The sequence below is a fragment of the Pseudoalteromonas sp. BMB genome, from assembly GCF_001709235.1.
Classification (GTDB): Bacteria; Pseudomonadota; Gammaproteobacteria; order Enterobacterales; family Alteromonadaceae; genus Pseudoalteromonas; species Pseudoalteromonas maricaloris.
Map to the genome: position 1 here is coordinate 1 of NZ_MBQA01000147.1, position 18,160 is coordinate 18,160.

Annotated in this window: 14 protein-coding genes; 7 read left to right on the forward strand and 7 right to left on the reverse strand. The window is 44.7% G+C overall.

The genetic code is table 11. From position 1 onward, the window contains the following. Positions 1–567: 567 nt before the first annotated feature. Both hemN and BB427_RS09160 read right to left on the reverse strand, forming a co-directional pair. Complete coding sequence (gene hemN / locus BB427_RS09155) at positions 568–1,938, reverse strand: oxygen-independent coproporphyrinogen III oxidase (protein ID WP_069020446.1); 1,371 nt, start codon at positions 1,936–1,938, stop codon at positions 568–570. A gap of 109 nt (positions 1,939–2,047) precedes the next feature. Beyond that, positions 2,048–4,078 (reverse strand): methyl-accepting chemotaxis protein, encoded by a 2,031-nt coding sequence (locus tag BB427_RS09160; protein WP_069020448.1) that lies wholly within the window; start codon positions 4,076–4,078, stop codon positions 2,048–2,050. A gap of 127 nt (positions 4,079–4,205) precedes the next feature. Between BB427_RS09160 and BB427_RS09165 the strand changes: the two genes are divergently transcribed. After that, a complete protein-coding gene (locus BB427_RS09165) occupies positions 4,206–5,003 on the forward strand; it encodes an NADP-binding protein (protein ID WP_069020450.1) in 798 nt (265 codons plus the stop codon). Here BB427_RS09165 and hutH read toward each other — a convergent pair. The 3 genes from hutH to hutC form a co-directional block, all read right to left on the reverse strand. Then, positions 4,995–6,527 carry a histidine ammonia-lyase gene (gene hutH / locus BB427_RS09170; RefSeq protein ID WP_069020452.1) on the reverse strand — a complete coding sequence of 511 codons (1,533 nt, stop codon included), beginning with the start codon at positions 6,525–6,527 and terminating at the stop codon, positions 4,995–4,997. The two genes, BB427_RS09165 and hutH, sit on opposite strands and share 9 nt — an antisense overlap. A 2-nt stretch (positions 6,528–6,529) precedes the next feature. Beyond that, positions 6,530–8,209 (reverse strand): urocanate hydratase, encoded by a 1,680-nt coding sequence (gene hutU, locus BB427_RS09175; protein WP_069020454.1) that lies wholly within the window; start codon positions 8,207–8,209, stop codon positions 6,530–6,532. Between the two features lie 141 nt (positions 8,210–8,350). After that, positions 8,351–9,112, reverse strand: a complete 762-nt coding sequence (gene hutC / locus BB427_RS09180) for a histidine utilization repressor (protein WP_010368955.1) — start codon at positions 9,110–9,112, stop codon at positions 8,351–8,353. Between the two features lie 111 nt (positions 9,113–9,223). Between hutC and hutI the strand changes: the two genes are divergently transcribed. Continuing rightward, positions 9,224–10,447 (forward strand): imidazolonepropionase, encoded by a 1,224-nt coding sequence (hutI, locus tag BB427_RS09185; RefSeq protein WP_045990239.1) that lies wholly within the window; start codon positions 9,224–9,226, stop codon positions 10,445–10,447. Positions 10,448–10,471: 24 nt separating this feature from the next. Continuing rightward, positions 10,472–12,256: an EAL domain-containing protein gene (locus BB427_RS09190; protein ID WP_069020456.1), complete on the forward strand. Its 1,785-nt coding sequence runs from the start codon at positions 10,472–10,474 to the stop codon at positions 12,254–12,256. A gap of 44 nt (positions 12,257–12,300) precedes the next feature. On the opposite strand, the gene BB427_RS09195 is transcribed toward BB427_RS09190, so the two are convergent. Together BB427_RS09195 and rraA are read right to left on the reverse strand one after the other, a co-directional pair. Continuing rightward, the gene (locus BB427_RS09195) at positions 12,301–13,356 is read right to left on the reverse strand and encodes a formimidoylglutamase (protein ID WP_069020457.1); all 1,056 of its coding nucleotides are present in this window, start codon (positions 13,354–13,356) and stop codon (positions 12,301–12,303) included. An 18-nt stretch (positions 13,357–13,374) separates the two neighbouring features. After that, positions 13,375–13,878, reverse strand: coding sequence for a ribonuclease E activity regulator RraA (gene rraA, locus BB427_RS09200; protein ID WP_010368946.1), 504 nt, complete (start codon positions 13,876–13,878; stop codon positions 13,375–13,377). Between the two features lie 158 nt (positions 13,879–14,036). Between rraA and BB427_RS09205 the strand changes: the two genes are divergently transcribed. The 4 genes from BB427_RS09205 to BB427_RS09220 all read left to right on the forward strand — a co-directional run bounded on the left by BB427_RS09205 (position 14,037) and on the right by BB427_RS09220 (position 18,076). Beyond that, entirely contained in the window at positions 14,037–14,561 is a 525-nt protein-coding gene (locus tag BB427_RS09205) for a phosphatase PAP2 family protein (RefSeq protein ID WP_010368944.1), read from the forward strand. After that, entirely contained in the window at positions 14,558–15,610 is a 1,053-nt protein-coding gene (locus tag BB427_RS09210; RefSeq protein ID WP_083229858.1) for an MJ1255/VC2487 family glycosyltransferase, read from the forward strand. Before BB427_RS09205 ends, BB427_RS09210 begins: the two co-directional genes overlap by 4 nt. A 105-nt stretch (positions 15,611–15,715) precedes the next feature. Beyond that, positions 15,716–17,596 (forward strand): methyl-accepting chemotaxis protein, encoded by a 1,881-nt coding sequence (locus BB427_RS09215; protein WP_069020459.1) that lies wholly within the window; start codon positions 15,716–15,718, stop codon positions 17,594–17,596. Between the two features lie 90 nt (positions 17,597–17,686). After that, a complete protein-coding gene (locus tag BB427_RS09220) occupies positions 17,687–18,076 on the forward strand; it encodes a GrpB family protein (protein WP_069020465.1) in 390 nt (129 codons plus the stop codon). Positions 18,077–18,160 lie beyond the last annotated feature (84 nt).

Genomic DNA, 18,160 nt, shown 5'->3' on the forward strand with positions numbered 1-18,160 from the left:
GTCAGATGTGTATAAGAGACATCGCCAGGGCCAAATAAGAGAAACCCGTTGCAGCAATGCGACGGGTTTTTTGCTGTTTGGGGTATAGAGATTTGAGAGATATAAAACCTCACAAGCCAATCAACACATCGCGAGGTTTTCTAAACCTAAGTAAATGCGCTCCCACTCCCACCACAACATAAGCACAGTGCAACATGGTAGGTGGTTTACCCACCGATGGCTTGACTTCCTGTCGATGATGGTGAAGAACACACATGTATATTAAAACCCGTTGCAGTAATGCGACTGGTTTTTTTGCTATTTGAGAAACAGAAAACCTCGCGAGGGAACTCGCTCCCACTCCCACCACAATATCAGCATAGTGCAACATGGTAGGAGATTCACCCGCCGATGGCTTGCAATGAAAGTTTCGGCTCAAAAATAATGTGGAACACCCATGTACATCAGAACCCGTTTCAACAATTCGACGTTTTTTACTATTTGAGAAATAGAAAATCTCGCTAGGTACACTCACTCCCACTATAAACACAGTATTGTGGGAGGTTGTGGTAACTTAGAGTAAGGTGGTTAAATAACGCGAGAGAAGCGGGTGTTTTTGACTTGGCTTTGTAAGTAGGCATCAAAGCACATGCAGATGATGCGAATAAATAAATTACCGCTGCTGGAGACTTTTATGGTGTGTTCATTCAGCTCTACAAGTCCATCTGCTGCTAGCGGCTCTAGAGCATTAAGTGCTTGAACGAAATATTCGTCAAAGTTTATATCATAACGTTGCTCGAACAGCTTTTTATCTAACTCAAAATGACAAATAAGCTGTTTGATCACAGCCGCGCGTATTTCATCATCACCACTTAAGGTTATCCCTTTAGTGATCGCACACCTTTTATCACTTAAAGCTTGATAATAAGGTTTTAACTCTTTTTCATTTTGCAAAATCATGTGACCAACTTGGGAAATGGATGACACACCAAGACCTAACAGGTCACACTCGCCATGAGTGGTATAGCCTTGAAAATTACGGTGTAGATGCCCTTCATTTTGCGCCACAGCCAGCTCATCGTCTTTTTTGGCGAAGTGATCCATACCGATGAATTGATATCCAGCGGTGGTCATCTGTTCCAGTGTTTGCTTAAAGATCTCAAGTTTTTCTCCCGCACTTGGCATGTCGGCTTCTTTTAGTTTTCGCTGTGCTGCAAATCTATCTGGAAGATGGGCATAGTTAAATACAGAGACTCTATCGGGAGAAAGCGCGATAAGTTGCTCAATCGTTTGCTTGTAGCTCTCTACTGTTTGAAATGGTAGCCCATAGATCATATCCATATTAATAGATTTAAAACCGAGCGTTCTCGCTTCAGTTAAGATAGCCAGCACTTCGTCTAGATGCTGTGGGCGGTTTACCGCAGCTTGCACTTCATCATTAAAATCTTGTACGCCAAAAGACACACGATTAAATCCGAGCTCGTGTAGATGGCGCATCATATTTGGTGCAAGTGATCTTGGGTCTATTTCAATACCACGCTGTGCACTTTGAGAGAAGTTAAATGCACTATTTAGCATTTCGATTAGACGTGTCATTTGCTCGGTAGTTAAGAAAGTTGGTGTACCACCGCCTAAATGAAGTTGTTCTACACGATACTCAGAAAATTGCGGCGCTTTTGCTGCGATTTCTTGTGCTAAGTAATCTAGGTAAACGTCAGCTTTGGATTGATGACGAGTAATGATTTTATTACAGCCACAGTAGTAGCACAGTTGATGACAAAAAGGGATATGAATATACAGCGAGAGTGAACGAGATTTAGAACCAGTAATAGCCGCTTGTAACTCTTTTTGGCTATAACCAGACTCAAGCGATAAGGCCGTTGGATATGAAGTATATCTAGGACCAGATATATTGTACTTATTGATAAGGGAATCATTCCAAATAGGTAAATTAATCACGATACGCACTCTTGAGTTTTATTAAGAGTGTTAGTGTACTTTTTACCGTCTAGGTTAGATTTGCCTCAGATCAAAACACGCCGCGATTGCGACGTGTTTTGGTGTTTGATTAAAGCTTAAATTGGTTGACTGTTGAGTTCAGCGCCTTGGCTAAGTCGTTCAAGTCACGGGCTTCATCTGCCAGTACATTGGCGTGGTTGGCCGTGCTATTAACGAGCTCATTAATTTGGTTAAGGCTATTGTTAATATCTTCTGCAACAACGGTTTGCTGCTCTGTTGATGTCGCAATTTGATGACTCTGGTCTTGTACTGTCGTGACCGACTCTGTGATTTCTTTCAAGGCATCAAGCACGGCTTGCGTTTCCTCTACGGTCCCCTCTGCGCGGTCTTGACCTTGTTGCATCATCACTGAAGCTTGTTGGGCAATTTGCTGTAAACGAGAGATCATATTGCGGATGTCATCGGTAGACTCTTGCGTGCGGCTTGCAAGCGATCTGACTTCATCAGCAACCACCGCAAAGCCTCGGCCTTGCTCGCCCGCTCTGGCGGCTTCTATGGCGGCATTGAGTGCCAGTAAGTTCGTTTGTTCAGCAATACCGTTAATCACATCAATAACGGCACCTATGTTACTGGTTTCTTGTTCAAGTCCGGCAACCACTTTTGCAGCCTCACCAATATGAAGTGCAAGTTCAGTCATGACTTCTTGGGCTTGCGATGAACGTCCTGCACCTTCATTGGTAATACGTTGCACGACATCAGCGGCTTGGTTGGTCTCTTGTGCATTACGTGAGATTTCAGTCACTGTAGCTGCCATCTCGGTCACTGCCGCACTTACGCTATCGACCTGTTCTTTTTCGCGCTGAATTTCGCTGTTAGTATTGTTTGATACTTCACGCAATTGGGCGGAAGCATTACTTAATTGCTCCGCTTGTGCTGCGGTATCGAGCATCATTGCTCTAAGTTTATCGATGAAGGTATTCATATGAAGCGCGAGTTGACCGACTTCATCTTTACTGGTGATATCGATACGTCTAGTTAGGTCGCCTTCACCCGAGGCGATGTCTCGCATGGTTTCGGTAAGCGCTACAATCGGTTTGGTGATCATTTGCGTGGCGAGCAAGATCATTGCCACGATAATAGCTAAGATAATAATCAAGGCAGTGATTGTGCTCATTACGGCGTCATTTACAGGCGCTTCGATCAGCGACACTGGAATAAGTAGGCCAACGTGCCAATCCAATAGGGGGTTGTCTAATTTCACATTGTCATAAACAACATAATACGCTTCCCCTTTGAATGTGACCGTACTATTGCCAACGGGGTTACGCTTGATAGTGGCATTTAGAGCGTCAAAGCCTGATGTATTGGCAAATTGGGATTCAAGGCCATCTAAACCTTCTTTGCCTTTCTCGCCTTCATCTGTGGTAGAGAGTGAATGACCAGTACGCTTGGATAAATGCACAACATTTAAATCACCATCGAGCAAAAAGCCAAAACCTTTATCTTGAAACTTGATACGTTCAACCATATCGTTCAATTTATTGATCTGTAAGTCGACGCCACCCATGGCGACGAGTTTGCCGCCGTTATTATAGATAGGTTGACGGATCACAGCAGACACCGCACCGGTATTGATATCGGTTGCAATTGGACCAACATACAATTTACCTACATCAAGCGTATCCTGCCACCATGGGCGCTGATAGGCGTAGTAAGGTCGACCATCTGAGTATGCTGATGTACGATCATTTTCTTTAAAATATTCACCGGTGTTTGCTGAGGCAATAAAGGCTGAGAGAATATTTTCATCACCTTTGGCGATTCTAACTAAGTCTTCATTGACCTCTTGATAGTCTTTATCTTTAGTCAGATCGGCGCCACGGGTATTATAATTTTCAAACCAATGAATGTTGTGAGGCGTAGAAACAAAGGTTTCAACCACTTTGCCGTATTGGCCAAAGAATGCTTCCATTGCCAATTTTTCGGCTTGAATATAGCTTTGCGTTTCTCGTTCAATTCCATCTCGAGAGAGCGTTGCAATATGGCTGACGAAAAAGCTTGATGCAATAATTAATAATACGGAAATGGTGCCGCCAATTAGCAGCAATATTTTCTTTCTAAGGGATAAATTCTCAAGCATGACACTTCTTATTTTTAGCTTATGCAAACGGTAATCAAACCATAGATAACTGGAGAACGCCACCGTTTGCGTTAACTTCTTTTACATAGATAATACAAGGTAACTTCCTAGTTAAGGTAATATTCATATGAAAGTATTAAATCGCAGTCTGGTCGTACTGGGCGCGGGTTGGCTCGGTGAAGCGTTGTGTCGCGAAGCTGAGTTGCAAGGGTGGCAAATAGAAGGCACCAGAACCCAAGCTAGCGAGATGCATAGCTGGTCAAGGCAGCTGGTCTTGACTGAAAATGGCACCTTAGCGCACTCAATTTCTTTACACAACGCGTATTGGGTGTGTGCGATCCCACCAAGAGCGAGGCATGTCGATAGTAACTATTTAGAAACGTTAGAACAGGCATTGTTACTTGCAAAGAAGATGTCAGCAGCTGGCTTCTTATTGTGTTCGACCACTGGCGTTTATAGCACCGAAAATGGTGAATATGATGAACAAGGTAAGTTAGCGGATAAAGCCAACCGACGTGTTGATATATTAAGAACTGCTGAAGATATGGTGCTTAACGCAGGCGGTAAAGTGGTGCGCTTAGCAGGTCTTCAAGGTCCCGGTAGGGAACCTGGGCGATTTGTAGCAGGAAAGGCCTTGTCTAGCTCAGCGAATGGTAGAGTGAATATGGTTCATCGCTGTGATGTTGTTACTGCAATCAATACCGTGATCGCGCAGTGGCAGGATGCTGCAGACATTTATAATGTTTGCTATCCAGCGCACCCCACGAGACAGGCGTTTTATCAATATCACTGTGAAAAGTTAGGGACTGAGATGCCAAGTTTCGCTTCGTCAAAAGAAGAAGCGCGCATTATCAAAGCCGAGCGTATTATCGAACTCGGCTTTACCTACCATCATCCGATTGTTAATGAATCTAAGTTAGGCTGAAGGTAAGAGTTGTGCTGGTAGCAAGTGCGCCAGTGCAGCTTGACCCAATAACGCATTAGCACTTTCAATATCAGGTGCAAAATACCTATCTTTGTCATAAAAGCTCACGACTGCTCGTAATATTTGCTGAGCTGTAGCCACTTTGTCAGATGGCTTTAGTGGCGCTCTAAAATCTAACCCCTGCGCGGCAGCAAGATATTCAACTGCGAGTACACCTTGGGTGTTGTCAGCCATTTCCTGTAAGCGTCTTGCTGCAAAGGTTGCCATGGAAACATGGTCTTCTTGGTTTGCTGAGGTTGGGAGACTATCAACACTGCCAGGATGTGCGAGAGTTTTGTTTTCAGAGGCCAGTGCCGCAGCGGTGACTTGCGCAATCATAAAGCCCGAGTTTACACCGCCATTGTTAACTAAGAAGGGAGGCAGTTTTGATAAGCTCGAATCAATAAGCAGCGCGATACGACGCTCAGCCAATGCACCAATTTCAGCAATGGCTAGCGCTAGGTTATCAGCCGCCATCGCGATAGGCTCAGCATGGAAGTTGCCGCCAGAAATAATATCTCCAGCATCTGCAAATACCAGCGGGTTATCTGTTACCCCATTGGATTCTACAAGGATCACCTCAGCGGCTTGGCGGATCTGAGTTAAACAGGCACCAAGCACCTGTGGTTGACAACGCAAGCAATAAGGATCTTGTACTTTTTCACAATCAACATGAGCATCACTTATTTCTGAGCGAGTTTGTAAGATATCTCTAAACGCCAGTGCGGTGTCGATTTGGCCTTTCTGACCACGGACTTCGTGAATACGAGCATCAAACGGCGAGCGGCTGCCCATAGCTGCTTCAATGCTCATTGAACCAACGACACAGCTTTGCGCATAAAGATCTTCAGCTCTGAATAGGCCTTGCAGTGCAAAAGCAGTAGATGCTTGTGTACCGTTAAGTAGTGCGAGACCTTCTTTTGCAGCTAAAGTCAATGGTTCAAGTCCTGCTATTTTTAAGCCATCGATGGCATCAATAAGCTCGCCACGATAGCGAACCTGACCTTCGCCGAGGATCGGTAAACACATATGCGATAGTGGTGCGAGATCGCCTGATGCCCCGACCGAGCCCTTCTTGGGCACACAAGGATAGACTTCGGCATTAACCAAGGCCGCTAAGAATTCAATTACATCCAAGCGGATCCCAGAGAAACCACGAGAGAGTGAATTGATTTTTAGCACCATCATGAGTCGAACGGTGCTATCGTCCATTAACTCGCCAATGCCGGCTGCGTGCGACAGCACGATAGAGCGTTGTAGCAACTCTAATTCGTCTTTTGCAATTTTGGTGTTGGCCAGCAAACCAAAACCCGTATTAATGCCGTAAACGGTGCGTCCTTCTTTGATCACTTGCTGAACTGTGTCTGCACTGTTAGCAATAGCGGTTTTCGCTGATTCGTCTAAGCTGAGATGAACAGGCTGTTGATTGATTTGTCGTAACGTGTTTAAAGTCAGTTGGCCTGGGATTAAATTTAGTGAGTACATACTTACTTTCCTTCCAGCATAGGTAAATCTAGTTTTTGTTCTTTTGCACAGTCTTTGGCTATGTCATAACCAGCATCGGCATGACGCATTACACCGGTACCTGGGTCATTCCATAGTACGCGAGATAAACGGGCGTCTGCTTCGTCTGTGCCATCTGCCACAATAACGACTCCCGAATGTTGACTGAAGCCCATACCAACACCACCGCCGTGATGCAGTGAGACCCAAGTTGCACCGCCAGCCGTGTTTAATAAGGCATTGAGTAACGGCCAGTCCGATACTGCATCTGAACCATCCATCATCGATTCCGTTTCACGGTTTGGACTAGCTACAGAGCCAGAATCTAAGTGATCACGACCAATCACAATCGGTGCTTTGAGTTCACCATTTTTGACCATTTCGTTGAATGCTCGTGCTAAACGCGCTCTGTCCTTCAGTCCAACCCAGCAAATACGAGCTGGCAGGCCTTGGAATTGAATGCGCTCGCGCGCCATATCTAACCAATTGTGAAGGTGTGGGTCATCTGGGATAAGCTCTTTAACTTTCGCATCTGTTTTATAAATATCTTCAGGATCGCCAGACAGCGCAACCCAACGGAATGGACCTATGCCTTGGCAAAACAGTGGACGAATATAGGCTGGAACAAAGCCCGGGAAATCAAAGGCGTTATCGACCCCTTCTTCTAAGGCCATTTGGCGAATGTTATTCCCGTAGTCAGTTGTTGCGGCTCCGCGCGATTGCAGCGTTAGCATGGCTTGTACTTGCACCGCCATAGATTGTTTTGCGGCTTTTACAACTGCTTTTGGATCGCTTTCGCGAAGCGCGGCTGCCTGAGCCATAGTCCACGTTTGCGGTAAGTAGCCGTTTAATGGATCGTGCGCAGAAGTTTGATCGGTCACTACGTCAGGCGTGATATTGCGCTCAACCAATTCAGCATAAACATCCGCTGCATTGCCCAACAGGCCAACTGATACCGGTTGCCCAGCAGCATTCGCTTCATCAATGATAGCTAACGCATCATCAAGTGTGGTTGCCTTTCGGTCAACATAGCGTGTGTTAAGACGAAAATCGATTCGTGACTCATCACACTCAACAACGAGGGCGCTAAAGCCTGCCATAGTTGCTGCGAGTGGTTGTGCGCCGCCCATCCCGCCAAGGCCACCCGTTAAGATCCACTTGCCTTTTGCCTCACCATTAAAGTGTTGCTTTGCCATTGCTACAAAGGTCTCGTATGTGCCTTGTACTATGCCTTGTGAGCCAATATAGATCCAAGAACCAGCGGTCATCTGGCCGTACATCATCAGGCCTTTTTTATCGAGTTCGTTGAAGTGATCCCAGTTAGCCCAATGTGGTACTAAATTTGAGTTAGCAATTAATACGCGAGGAGCGTTGCTATGAGTTTTGAATACGCCAACAGGTTTACCTGATTGCACCAGTAAGGTTTCGTCTTCTTCTAAGCGGTCTAACGTTTCAACGATTTTATCGAAGCATACCCAGTCGCGAGCGGCGCGGCCAATACCGCCATAAACTACTAGTGCATTTGGGTGCTCCGCAACTTCAGGGTCAAGGTTATTCATCAACATTCGCTTTGCGGCTTCAGTAAGCCAGTTCTTTGCGGTAATGTCTGCACCTCGTGGCGCGCGGATCTCGCGGCTAGGGTCTAATCTTGGGTTGTCACTCATTCTGCTCTCTCCTGTTGTATATACAACCTAAGTGAAACGTCTAGTTGTTGCGATTGCTTAGTTTCGCTAGGTTGTTAGTCTATTTGTATTGCATGGCAATCTAGGCCGCCATGTCGTTTTGATTTACCTGTCGTTTATGTGTTACGACCTTTGCTTAAAGGTGAGATGACCACCTAAGCGATATTTGCTGCCTGGCGAAATTAATCTCGCGAAGCTAACAATGCCTTTTGCAGACCAAGTTCGGCGGATCATTTGTAAGCATGGTTCTTCATTATAAAGCCCAAGCCACTGGCAAACCTCTCGTGATGGCATAACTGCTTCAACTGTGTGTCTAGCCTCTGTGAGTGGCGCGACTTGAGATAAATATTCATGAGGGGTAGTCAGTTCAAAGTTTTGGTCTAAATACTCCGGTGCCAACTGTGGATTGACAAAGCGCTCTTCGACTTGCAGTGGTTGTTCATTTTCATTATGTACAATTACGCTTCTATAGACTGGTGCGTCCGCTTCTACACCTAGTGCAATGGCGATAGGTGCTACTGCTGCAATAAGTTCAAGCGTTAGTACGGTGCATGAGTATTTGCCATTGCGTGCGTTGACCTCGTCGGCAATATTGCGGATCTCAAGTAACGAAGACTGAGATTTAAAACTGGCAACAAAAGTACCTAGACCTTGGCTACGAGTTAAAATTCCGGCTTCAGTTAGCTCGCTTAGTGCTCGTCTTGCGGTCATTCGGCTAACATTAAATTGGTCAGCTAACTCATTTTCCGACGGCACGCGCTCGTTTTCGAGCCAGCGCGCGGCGCGAATATTATCGATAATATATTGTTTTATCAGCGCAAATTTAGGAAGCTCAGGCACAATTGTTGTCTCGAGTTCATATTTATGTAAATAAAGATGGCACACTTCTCTTGTATATACAAGTATCCCTGATAGACTCAATGAATAAATCTCGCAGTGAGCGAGTTTCTTTTAATGTGTTGGCATATGGATTTGATTTAGATTAGGACAAGTATGATGTTAGAAGCCGATTTGCTTATTATCGATGTCAATATTGCAACTATGGATCCCAATTTGGATACCCCTTATGGTGCGATAGAAAACGCAGCGATCGCCATTAAAGATGGCAAAATTAATTGGTTAGGCCCTCGTAGTGAATTACCTGAGGTTGACGCCATTGCAACACCTATTCATAAAGCCAATGGCCAATGGTTGACCCCAGGGTTAATCGACTGCCACACGCATATTTTATTTGCAGGTTCTCGGGCCAACGAATTTGAGCAACGATTACTGGGAGCGTCATATCAAGAGATTGCCGCGCAAGGTGGTGGTATCGCAAGTACCGTTAAAGCGACACGATTAGCTGACAGAGAAACGCTGTATGTTAACGGTAAGAACCGCTTGAATAGTTTACTCAAAGAAGGGGTTACCACGGTTGAAAGTAAATCGGGTTACGGCCTTGATGTTGAAAATGAGCTAAAACTGCTAGAAATTAATCAACTCCTTAATGAGCATCACCCGATTGATGTGCATAGCACGTTCTTGGGCGCGCATGCATTACCCCCAGAATACAAAGACAATAGCCAAGCCTACATTGATTTAGTCTGTGATGAGATGCTGCCACAAGTTGCTTCGCGCCAATTAGCAACGGCTGTTGATGTATTTTGTGAGAACGTCGGATTTACCTATCAGCAAACTGAGCAAGTATTTACTCGAGCACAACAGTTGGGATTACAGGTTAAATGTCATGCTGAGCAGCTATCTAATCAGCATGGCAGCGAGCTGGTGGCAAAGTTTAAAGGGCTTTCAGCGGATCATATTGAATATCTTGATGAAGCAGGTGTGGAAGCAATGGCGAAAGGGGACGTTACTGCGGTACTTTTACCTGGTGCTTTTTATTTCTTACGAGAAACGCAATTACCACCAATTGACTTGCTCAGAAAGCACAAAGTAGCAATGGCACTCGCTAGCGACTTCAATCCAGGTACTGCGCCTTTGTGCTCACTGCGATTAATGCTAAATATGGCATGCACATTATTTAGAATGACACCGGAAGAAGCGCTTTGCGGTGTTACGGTTAATGCTGCGAAAGCCTTGGGGTTGAGCGATCGTGGAGTATTGAAAGTTGGAACGCGGGCGGACTTAGCGTTATGGGACATTACCCACCCTGCACAGTTAAGTTATCAATTTGGTGTAGCGGACCTGTCAAATTTGTGGATCTTGGGTAAACTTAATCAGTAATGATCCTTTTATAAGCAACAAATTATGCTTTCATTTTCAACAGCTAGTGGCGGAGCCACGGAATTATTGCTGTCTGAAGGAATAGCGATACTAATTACGCCAATGATGGCTGGCATGGCTGGAGCCATTGTAATGGGGGCGTTAGCATTAATGCTGCAGCGCCCCTCAGGTATGCTCAAGCTGGCTCACCTTAGCAGTGCAACACTTGCAATACTGCTCGCCTTTACGGGCAATATCACTACATTACATTTACTTACTCTGACGATACTCTTGTATTTATTCCATGGCTTACAGGAGCACAAAAGTGGCTTATTGTTGATAAGTGCTGCGGCGATAGTCACTTTGGTAATGTGGACTGTGTCTGAATATCTATGGATATTTCCTGCCCAGCATGGCGCAATTGTCATTGTGTTCATGTATATTCTTTTCCTTGCCTATCAAGCGTATAGCAGCGCAAATGAATTTGAATTGAAAGAACACAATGATGACCACACCGAGCATGAAAGTTTAGGGTTACCTGGTCGGCAAAGTTTTAAACGTGCTTTTAATGAATATCGTCAAACGGAAGGGAGCCCTTGTATGCTCGTGCTAGTCCGCCTCATGGGTTTCGAGCAGGTAAATTTTCATTTAGGGCGTGAGTTTGGTGACTTGCTGTTAGCTCAGTCGGCGAATCGTATTTCACAATGTTTGCAATCCGGTGATGTTATGGCCATCACTCATGGCAATGAAACTGCGAAAATGGCGCATCTAGGTGGTCTTAACTTTGCGTTTGTATGTTCGTTAAAGCATGGTAAGCACTTTCATGAGCAGCTGATAGAGGAAATATCAAACAGCACTTTAAAGCCATTCAATGTTGGTAGCTGTACGTTAGAGATCATGATGCGTGCGAGTTACGTGAATTGCGATGAAGAAATGGGGCAACTTGAGAACCTGATTTCTTGCGTGTTTTTAGCGCTAGATACACAATCAGAAGCGCATCAGCATAGCCATCAACAAGTCGTGCCGTATCAACAACGTATGCAAATTCATCGGCTGGAGCAACAAGTTAGGTTGTCGGAGTTAGCTAAAATCAACTTTAGATCTGAATTTGAGCTCTATTTTCATCCAGTCGTTCGTCATGAAGATAACAGCATTGAGTTTGTGGAATTACTTTTGCGCTGGCAGCATCCAAAGCAAGGGATTTTAAGTGCCAATGAGTTCATTGATGATATTCGTTTAGTTGGACTTGCTATTCCCGTTGCTGAATATGTACTAGAGCGCGCTTGCGAAATCGCATTGGCACTGAAAATGGAAGGGATCAGCGTTCCCATCAGTATTAATGTCTTTGGTGCTGAGCTGTTGAGCGAAAGCTTTATCGAGTTTATTGATTACACCATGCTCAACCATCAGTTAAGCCCCGGTGCTATCATTATCGAGTGTCCAGCTAGTATGCTTGCCGAACTAGATGAGCAAGAAATTGCGATGATCAGTCGTTTGAAGAACTTGGGTGTAAAAATGTGTGTCGATAGCTTTGGTGATGCGCCGCTGGTGCTAGCTAAATTACCCGCACTGCGTTTTGAGTACGTGAAACTGTCGCGCAATATGACGCAAGAGCCTGAGCATATGGGGCATACCAAATCCTTGGTAAAAGGCATTGTAGAGATGCATCAAGAAAAGCACTGTCGCGTGATTGGCGAGGGTATTGAATCTCTCGGGCAACTCGAATTTGTAAAAAGCATTGGCACGGTGGCAGCGCAAGGGTTTTACTTTTCTCGACCACAGAACAGTAATATTTTGATCAGTTGGCTGAAACAAAGGCTGCCTCAATAACTAGGAGCGCCTTACCTTTACATGGGTTTTGGCTGCGGTAGTGTTTAGCGCCTCTGTTGACGGGTACTTAAATAAGCGTTCGCAAGGTTCGTTAGTATTTGGCCACAATGTTCGATACCCGCCTGCTCACCAAGTGGGTGTCTAGTCGGGGCTGCTTCACATAAGTGCAAATATTTAGCATTTCGAGCCTGAGCCATACGGTAAACAAAATATTCGGCATCGCTAGTTGTGAAGCCTTGATAGGTCAGGGCACTTGCAGGCATACCGACGATGGCATCAACGTCTAACTCTACGCCTAATGGAATGTCGCTTGGCATCGTTGCCAACGCTTTGTCGAGTGATGCGGATAAACTCTGAGTTTGTCTGGTTTTTATCGCTTGATAACTTGAAAATCCGAATCCAGCGTTTTGCAATTGAGTAAGGATTGTTTGGTTATTTTTGTGCTCGTGCAAGCCGATGACATGATAATGCGACAAGCTACCAGCTTGATGCGCGTAACTGAAGCCATTACCGCTGTGTCTACCTTCACAAGCTCGAAAGTCAGCATGAGGGTCAAAGTTGATGGCACCAGCGGCACGCTTGCTGGCCTCAAAATGTGCCTGCAAAATACCAAAAGCATTATTGTGACCACCACCAATGATAATTGGCTCCAAGCCTGCAGCAAAGATAGGTGCTAGGGTTGCAATAACTCGGTTGTCGAGGTCGGCACAGAGAGCGCGTAACTGCGCTAGCTGTTCGCTATTAGTGTTATCGAGCGATAGTGCGCGCGTTTGAATAGCCTGGGTATCCACCTCGCCTAGCAACAAAATCTTGTCGCCCGACAAAAACTGGTTATCGGGCTGATTTAAAAAGCGTTTTAAGAAGGCTCGCCAACCAAGCTCGGCGCCGCCTTGCCCGCAATTGGCGCGTGGACCTATGTCTTCGGGGATCCCCAACAACACATAACGGATCCCAAATTGGGCCGCGTCTCTAAGCGAAGCCGCGTAGTCATGATCGCATTGTAAAAAGCTTATGCTTTGCCAAATTCTGATTTCACCGGCTCTTGCACTTACAAAAGTGGCAATATTACTTTCATCATATATACGGACTGCTGTACTCATGACTGTTACTTCTAGCGCTTAATTGTCTTCGTTATCATCTTCTAAAACTAACTCTTCTGCAGAGATGATAATGCCGGTGGAGTCGGCGTAAACAAAATCATCTTCGTAAAAAGAGACACCTGCGAAATTAACGGGAATGCCGACTTCGCCGCTGCCACTGCTATCTGCTGCCACAGGGATAGAAGCGATAGCTTGAATGCCAATATCGCTTTCTTCTAGTTCATCAACATGGCGCACCGCGCCGTAAACGATAATGCCTTGCCAGTTGTTCTCGACCGCCAGCTCAGCTAAATCAATATCAACCAGTGCACGACGAGTTGAACCACCACCATCAACGAGCAGCACACGACCAGTACCGTCTTGTTGTAGTACATCTTGGATTTGCTCATTGTTTTCAAAACATTTGACGGTAGTGATACGACCACTAAATGACGTCTGGCCGCCAAAATTGATGAACATAGGCTCTAGCACATCAACCACATCAGCAAAGTGGTCGCAAAGATCAGAAGTGCTGTATTCCATATTGAATCCTCGAATATTGATTGTCGATAACCAGTATACTCTCATACTTGTGCTTAGCAATGCTTTGATTCAACTTACATATTTGTGTCTTAAAAGTGTCACCCATTTGTTATTTTGCTCTTCTATGCTGATATTGTGAGCAATTAGGCGTGACTCGAATGATGAAAGCAAAACTAGCCGAGCTGGACGCTGCATTATACTTTGTGGTGTTTTGCCCTAAACCAAGAAACTGGTTTAGATTGATAGCATTAGGTCTATCCAAAAGTGGCAACGGTGGACTTTATGTGTTGGTCGCAATTGCGTGTGCTCTGTTTTTGGAACAGCTAGGTCAGCAATTTGCACTCACCGTGATTTTGGCCTTTGCAATTGAAAGGCCGCTTTACTTCTATCTGAAAAATCGTTTTGCACGATTACGACCATGTGACTGCTACGCAGTGAAAGCCTTGTTGACGCCGAGCGATAAATTTAGTCTGCCCTCTGGGCATAGTGCTGGCGCTTGGCTATATGCGACTTGCTTGATGGAGCAAATTCCACTAGCTGCGTTTCCGTTGATGATTTGGGCTTCAGGAGTGTCATTGTCACGCGTAATTGTAGGGGTACATTATCCACTTGATGTGGTGCTTGGTGCGGCAATGGGTGTTGCCTGTGCAAGTTTAGCGATAGTGATATTAGGAAGCGTATGAAAATACTATATGGTGTTCAAGGAACGGGAAATGGCCATACGACTCGAGCTCGGGTAATGGCAAATTGCTTTCGCAACATGGGAATTTCTGTTGACTACTTTTTTTCTGGACGTCCTTCGGAAAACTATTTCGATATGCATGATTTTGGTGATTATCGCAGTTGCCGAGGGCTGTCATTCGTTACCGAGCGTGGCCAGTTAAATCGTGTAAAAACTTTTCAGTCGCTCAAGTTTGGTGAGTTTATTCGCGATATTAGAAAATTAGATGTATCAGGTTATGATTTGATCTTTAACGACTTTGAGCCTGTCAGTGCGTGGGCAGGAAAGCTGGCAAAGGTTCCGGTGATAGCAATGAGTCATCAAGCGTCATATTTATATGATGCTGTCCCACAATTTGCCGTACAGCCTTGGCACAAAGCCCTGATCCGGTATTTTGCACCAGCAGATATTCATCTTGGGGTGCACTGGCAACCGTTTGATAAGCATATTATTCCGCCTTTTATTCCTTACGAGGCTGAGCAGGAGCAATGTGCATCGATAATTAACAAAGTTTTGGTTTATCTGCCGTTTGAAGCTTTGGATAGCATTATTGAGTTGTTAAAAGATTTCCCTGATAAGGAGTTTTACTGCTATCACCCGGATGCCGACAATGCTTCGTTGCAACATATTCACCTGAGAAAACCGAGTCGTTCTGGGTTTATTCAGGACTTAAGAAATACCAGTGGTGTGATTGCAAATGCCGGGTTTGAGCTTTCTAGTGAAGCATTAAAACTCGGTAAAAAACTGCTACTTAAACCATTAGATGGTCAATTTGAACAGCAGAATAATGCGCAGACGCTAGCTGAACTCGGTCATGCCCAAGTGATGAATTATCTCAATGCTGGCGCGCTGGAAGAGTGGCTGCAAACAGACGCGAAGGCATCGTTTTATTTTCCATCCGATCCTAGCTTGCTAGTGGAGTGGTTGATGGGAGGTCAATGGCATAATATTGATTTATTACACAATCAACTCTGGAACGGTGTTAATAATTTGTATGTAAAAGCGGCGTAAATATATTAATTTGTAATATGAACCCAGAATAATTACCTATTATGAGGCAAGGCAGAAAGGCTTCAGCTATACTTTAGTCAGTCTATTAACATTGTAGGTAAGCCGATGGCGGTATTAGAAAATCTGACTATCAGACGTCGTTTGCAAGTGAATGCATTAGTGGTAGGGATTGCCTTAGTCGTTATGTTAATTATGATCATGTACGAAGCTCGTACTATGCTGAAATTGAATGAAACCATTCAATATGCAGAAGAGCTTAATATTCATGAATTAACAATGCGCAAACACGAAAAAAACTTCCTTTTTTACAAGCAGGTAGAATCGCTCGATGAGTTTGAAAAGGAGTATCGTAAGCTGCAAACTAAGCTCGCTTTGTTGCAAGGTACTTTTTCTGATTTTGGTATCGATTTAGGTCGGATCAACGAATTTGAACGCTTAGCAAAAGGTTATTACGATGACTTTCAAAAAGTGGTGCAATTACAAAAAACAATTGGTTTGCATCCAAAGGATGCTCTTTACGGTGAGCTTCGTGGTGCGGTACACGAGGTAGAAACACTACTAAAAGAGCAGCAGAATTATCAACTCCTTTCAACCATGCTGCAGCTTCGCCGAGCTGAAAAAGACTTTATGTTACGTTTTGATACCAAATATCTTAAGCGTTTTGACGAGCTTGTTGCACAGTTTTCGCAGGAAATTCGTGGTGCTGGGTTTAACGCTCAATATCAATCTAAATTACTTAGTTTATTGAACACCTATCAATCCAAATTTGCGGGGTTAGTGCGGGCGCAAGAGACACTTGGCTTAGATTTGTCGAGCGGTGCGCTAGGCAAAATGAAGATAAGCGTAGAAAAAAGTGATGCTTTGGTTACTGAAGTTGTAGATCAAGCAAAAGCAGAGATCAAAGAAAACGTGGATCAAACTCAGATGCTCGCCATCGGTGTATTTGTATCCGCTGGTATTATTGTGATGACTTTGGTGTTATCGACTAGTCGCTCAATTATTCAGCCCGTAGAGCGCGTTTACCAAACCATTGAGCGCATTCGTCGTGAAAATAATTTAAGTCTACAAATTGAACAAAGCGGTAATGACGAAATCACGATTATGACCCGTGATTTTAATAGCTTAATTTCTGACTTTAGAGATCTTATAGCGGATGTGAATGGAGCGTTGGCAACCATTAATGAAGCCACGGATCATTTAACGGAGACAACAGCCCAAACGAGTACTGGTATGGCTGAGCAGTTGCACGAGGCAGATATGGTCGCAACTGCTGCGACAGAGATGCAAGCGACGATCCAAGACATTTCCCACAATACGGGTGAAGCGGCGCATAAAGCCGAGACAACGAACGAAAATGCTCAACAAGGTCGTCGTGAGGTCACGGCAACAATTGAGCACATCATGCAGTTATCGGAATCGTTAGGTGGTGCTTCAAGTGTTGTTGCTCAGTTAGAGCGTGACGGTGAAACCATTGGCTCGGTCTTGGATGTGATCCGTGGTATTGCAGAGCAAACAAACTTACTTGCGCTAAACGCTGCTATTGAAGCTGCGCGCGCAGGTGAGCAAGGTCGAGGTTTTGCTGTTGTGGCGGATGAAGTTAGGTCACTTGCGCAGCGTACTCAAGACTCCACACAAGAAATCGAAAGCATCATTTCTACACTGCAACAGCGTACACGAGAAGTGGTGAACATCATGGAACAATGTCGTGAGCAAGGCAATGAAAGTGTGTCGCAAGCCGAAAAAGCAGGGGAGTTGCTCAGCATGATCACCCAAGATGTGCAAACGATTATGGAAATGAGCACGCATATCGCGACGGCAATTGATGAACAAAACCAAGTTGCTTCAGAAGTGAATAAAAACGTGGTTAAAATCAGAGACATTGCGCAAGGTGCGTCAGAGCATGCTCGCTCTAATGCGCAAAGTAGTGAAGAAGTCGCAGAGCAAGCGCGCGTATTACACGAAGCCGTTGCTAAGTATCAGGTATAAACACCAATTCAACCTGAGGTTCTTAATGTCAAAGCCCCACTTAATTTATAGTGGGGCTTTTTATTTAGACTCAAGATAGGTATCGCTTAAATGAATACCAACATAGCAGTGGTAAGTTACAATTCGGATTGGCCGCACCAGTTCAATAAAGAGAAACAGGCGATACTCGCTCATCTATCCAAGGAAAATGTAGCTGCTTTACACCATATTGGCAGTACATCGGTGCCACAGCTGTGTGCTAAACCAATAATAGATATGTTATTGGAAGTAAATGACTTAGATAAATTAGACATAGAGTCAGAAAAACTGCGTGATTTAGGTTATGAGATAATGGGAGAGTTTGGTATTGCTGGGCGTCGTTATTTTCGTAAAGGCATAGCGTCTAGAACTCATCATCTGCATGCTTTTTTAGCCGGTTCTGATGGAGTTAAACGTCACCTTGCCTTTCGTGACTATTTAATTAACCTGAGGTTTGGATAAGGAATGTTCCAACTCATTGTTGCTAAAGCACAACTTAGTTTTTTCCTTGTCTAGCCAGCAAGATTTAGGGAAAACAAGGCGAAT

Bases quoted from the DNA above. Each gene is read 5' to 3' on its own strand.
- BB427_RS09160 (WP_069020448.1), bottom strand. From the start codon at position 4,078: ATGCTTGAGAATTTATCCCTTAGAAAGAAAATATTGCTGCTAATTGGC.
- BB427_RS09165 (WP_069020450.1), top strand. From the start codon at position 4,206: ATGAAAGTATTAAATCGCAGTCTGGTCGTACTGGGCGCGGGTTGGCTC.
- hutH (WP_069020452.1), bottom strand. From the start codon at position 6,527: ATGTACTCACTAAATTTAATCCCAGGCCAACTGACTTTAAACACGTTA.
- hutU (WP_069020454.1), bottom strand. From the start codon at position 8,209: ATGAGTGACAACCCAAGATTAGACCCTAGCCGCGAGATCCGCGCGCCA.
- hutI (WP_045990239.1), top strand. From the start codon at position 9,224: ATGTTAGAAGCCGATTTGCTTATTATCGATGTCAATATTGCAACTATG.
- BB427_RS09190 (WP_069020456.1), top strand. From the start codon at position 10,472: ATGCTTTCATTTTCAACAGCTAGTGGCGGAGCCACGGAATTATTGCTG.
- BB427_RS09195 (WP_069020457.1), bottom strand. From the start codon at position 13,356: ATGAGTACAGCAGTCCGTATATATGATGAAAGTAATATTGCCACTTTT.
- rraA (WP_010368946.1), bottom strand. From the start codon at position 13,878: ATGGAATACAGCACTTCTGATCTTTGCGACCACTTTGCTGATGTGGTT.
- BB427_RS09205 (WP_010368944.1), top strand. From the start codon at position 14,037: ATGATGAAAGCAAAACTAGCCGAGCTGGACGCTGCATTATACTTTGTG.
- BB427_RS09210 (WP_083229858.1), top strand. From the start codon at position 14,558: ATGAAAATACTATATGGTGTTCAAGGAACGGGAAATGGCCATACGACT.
- BB427_RS09215 (WP_069020459.1), top strand. From the start codon at position 15,716: ATGGCGGTATTAGAAAATCTGACTATCAGACGTCGTTTGCAAGTGAAT.
- BB427_RS09220 (WP_069020465.1), top strand. From the start codon at position 17,687: ATGAATACCAACATAGCAGTGGTAAGTTACAATTCGGATTGGCCGCAC.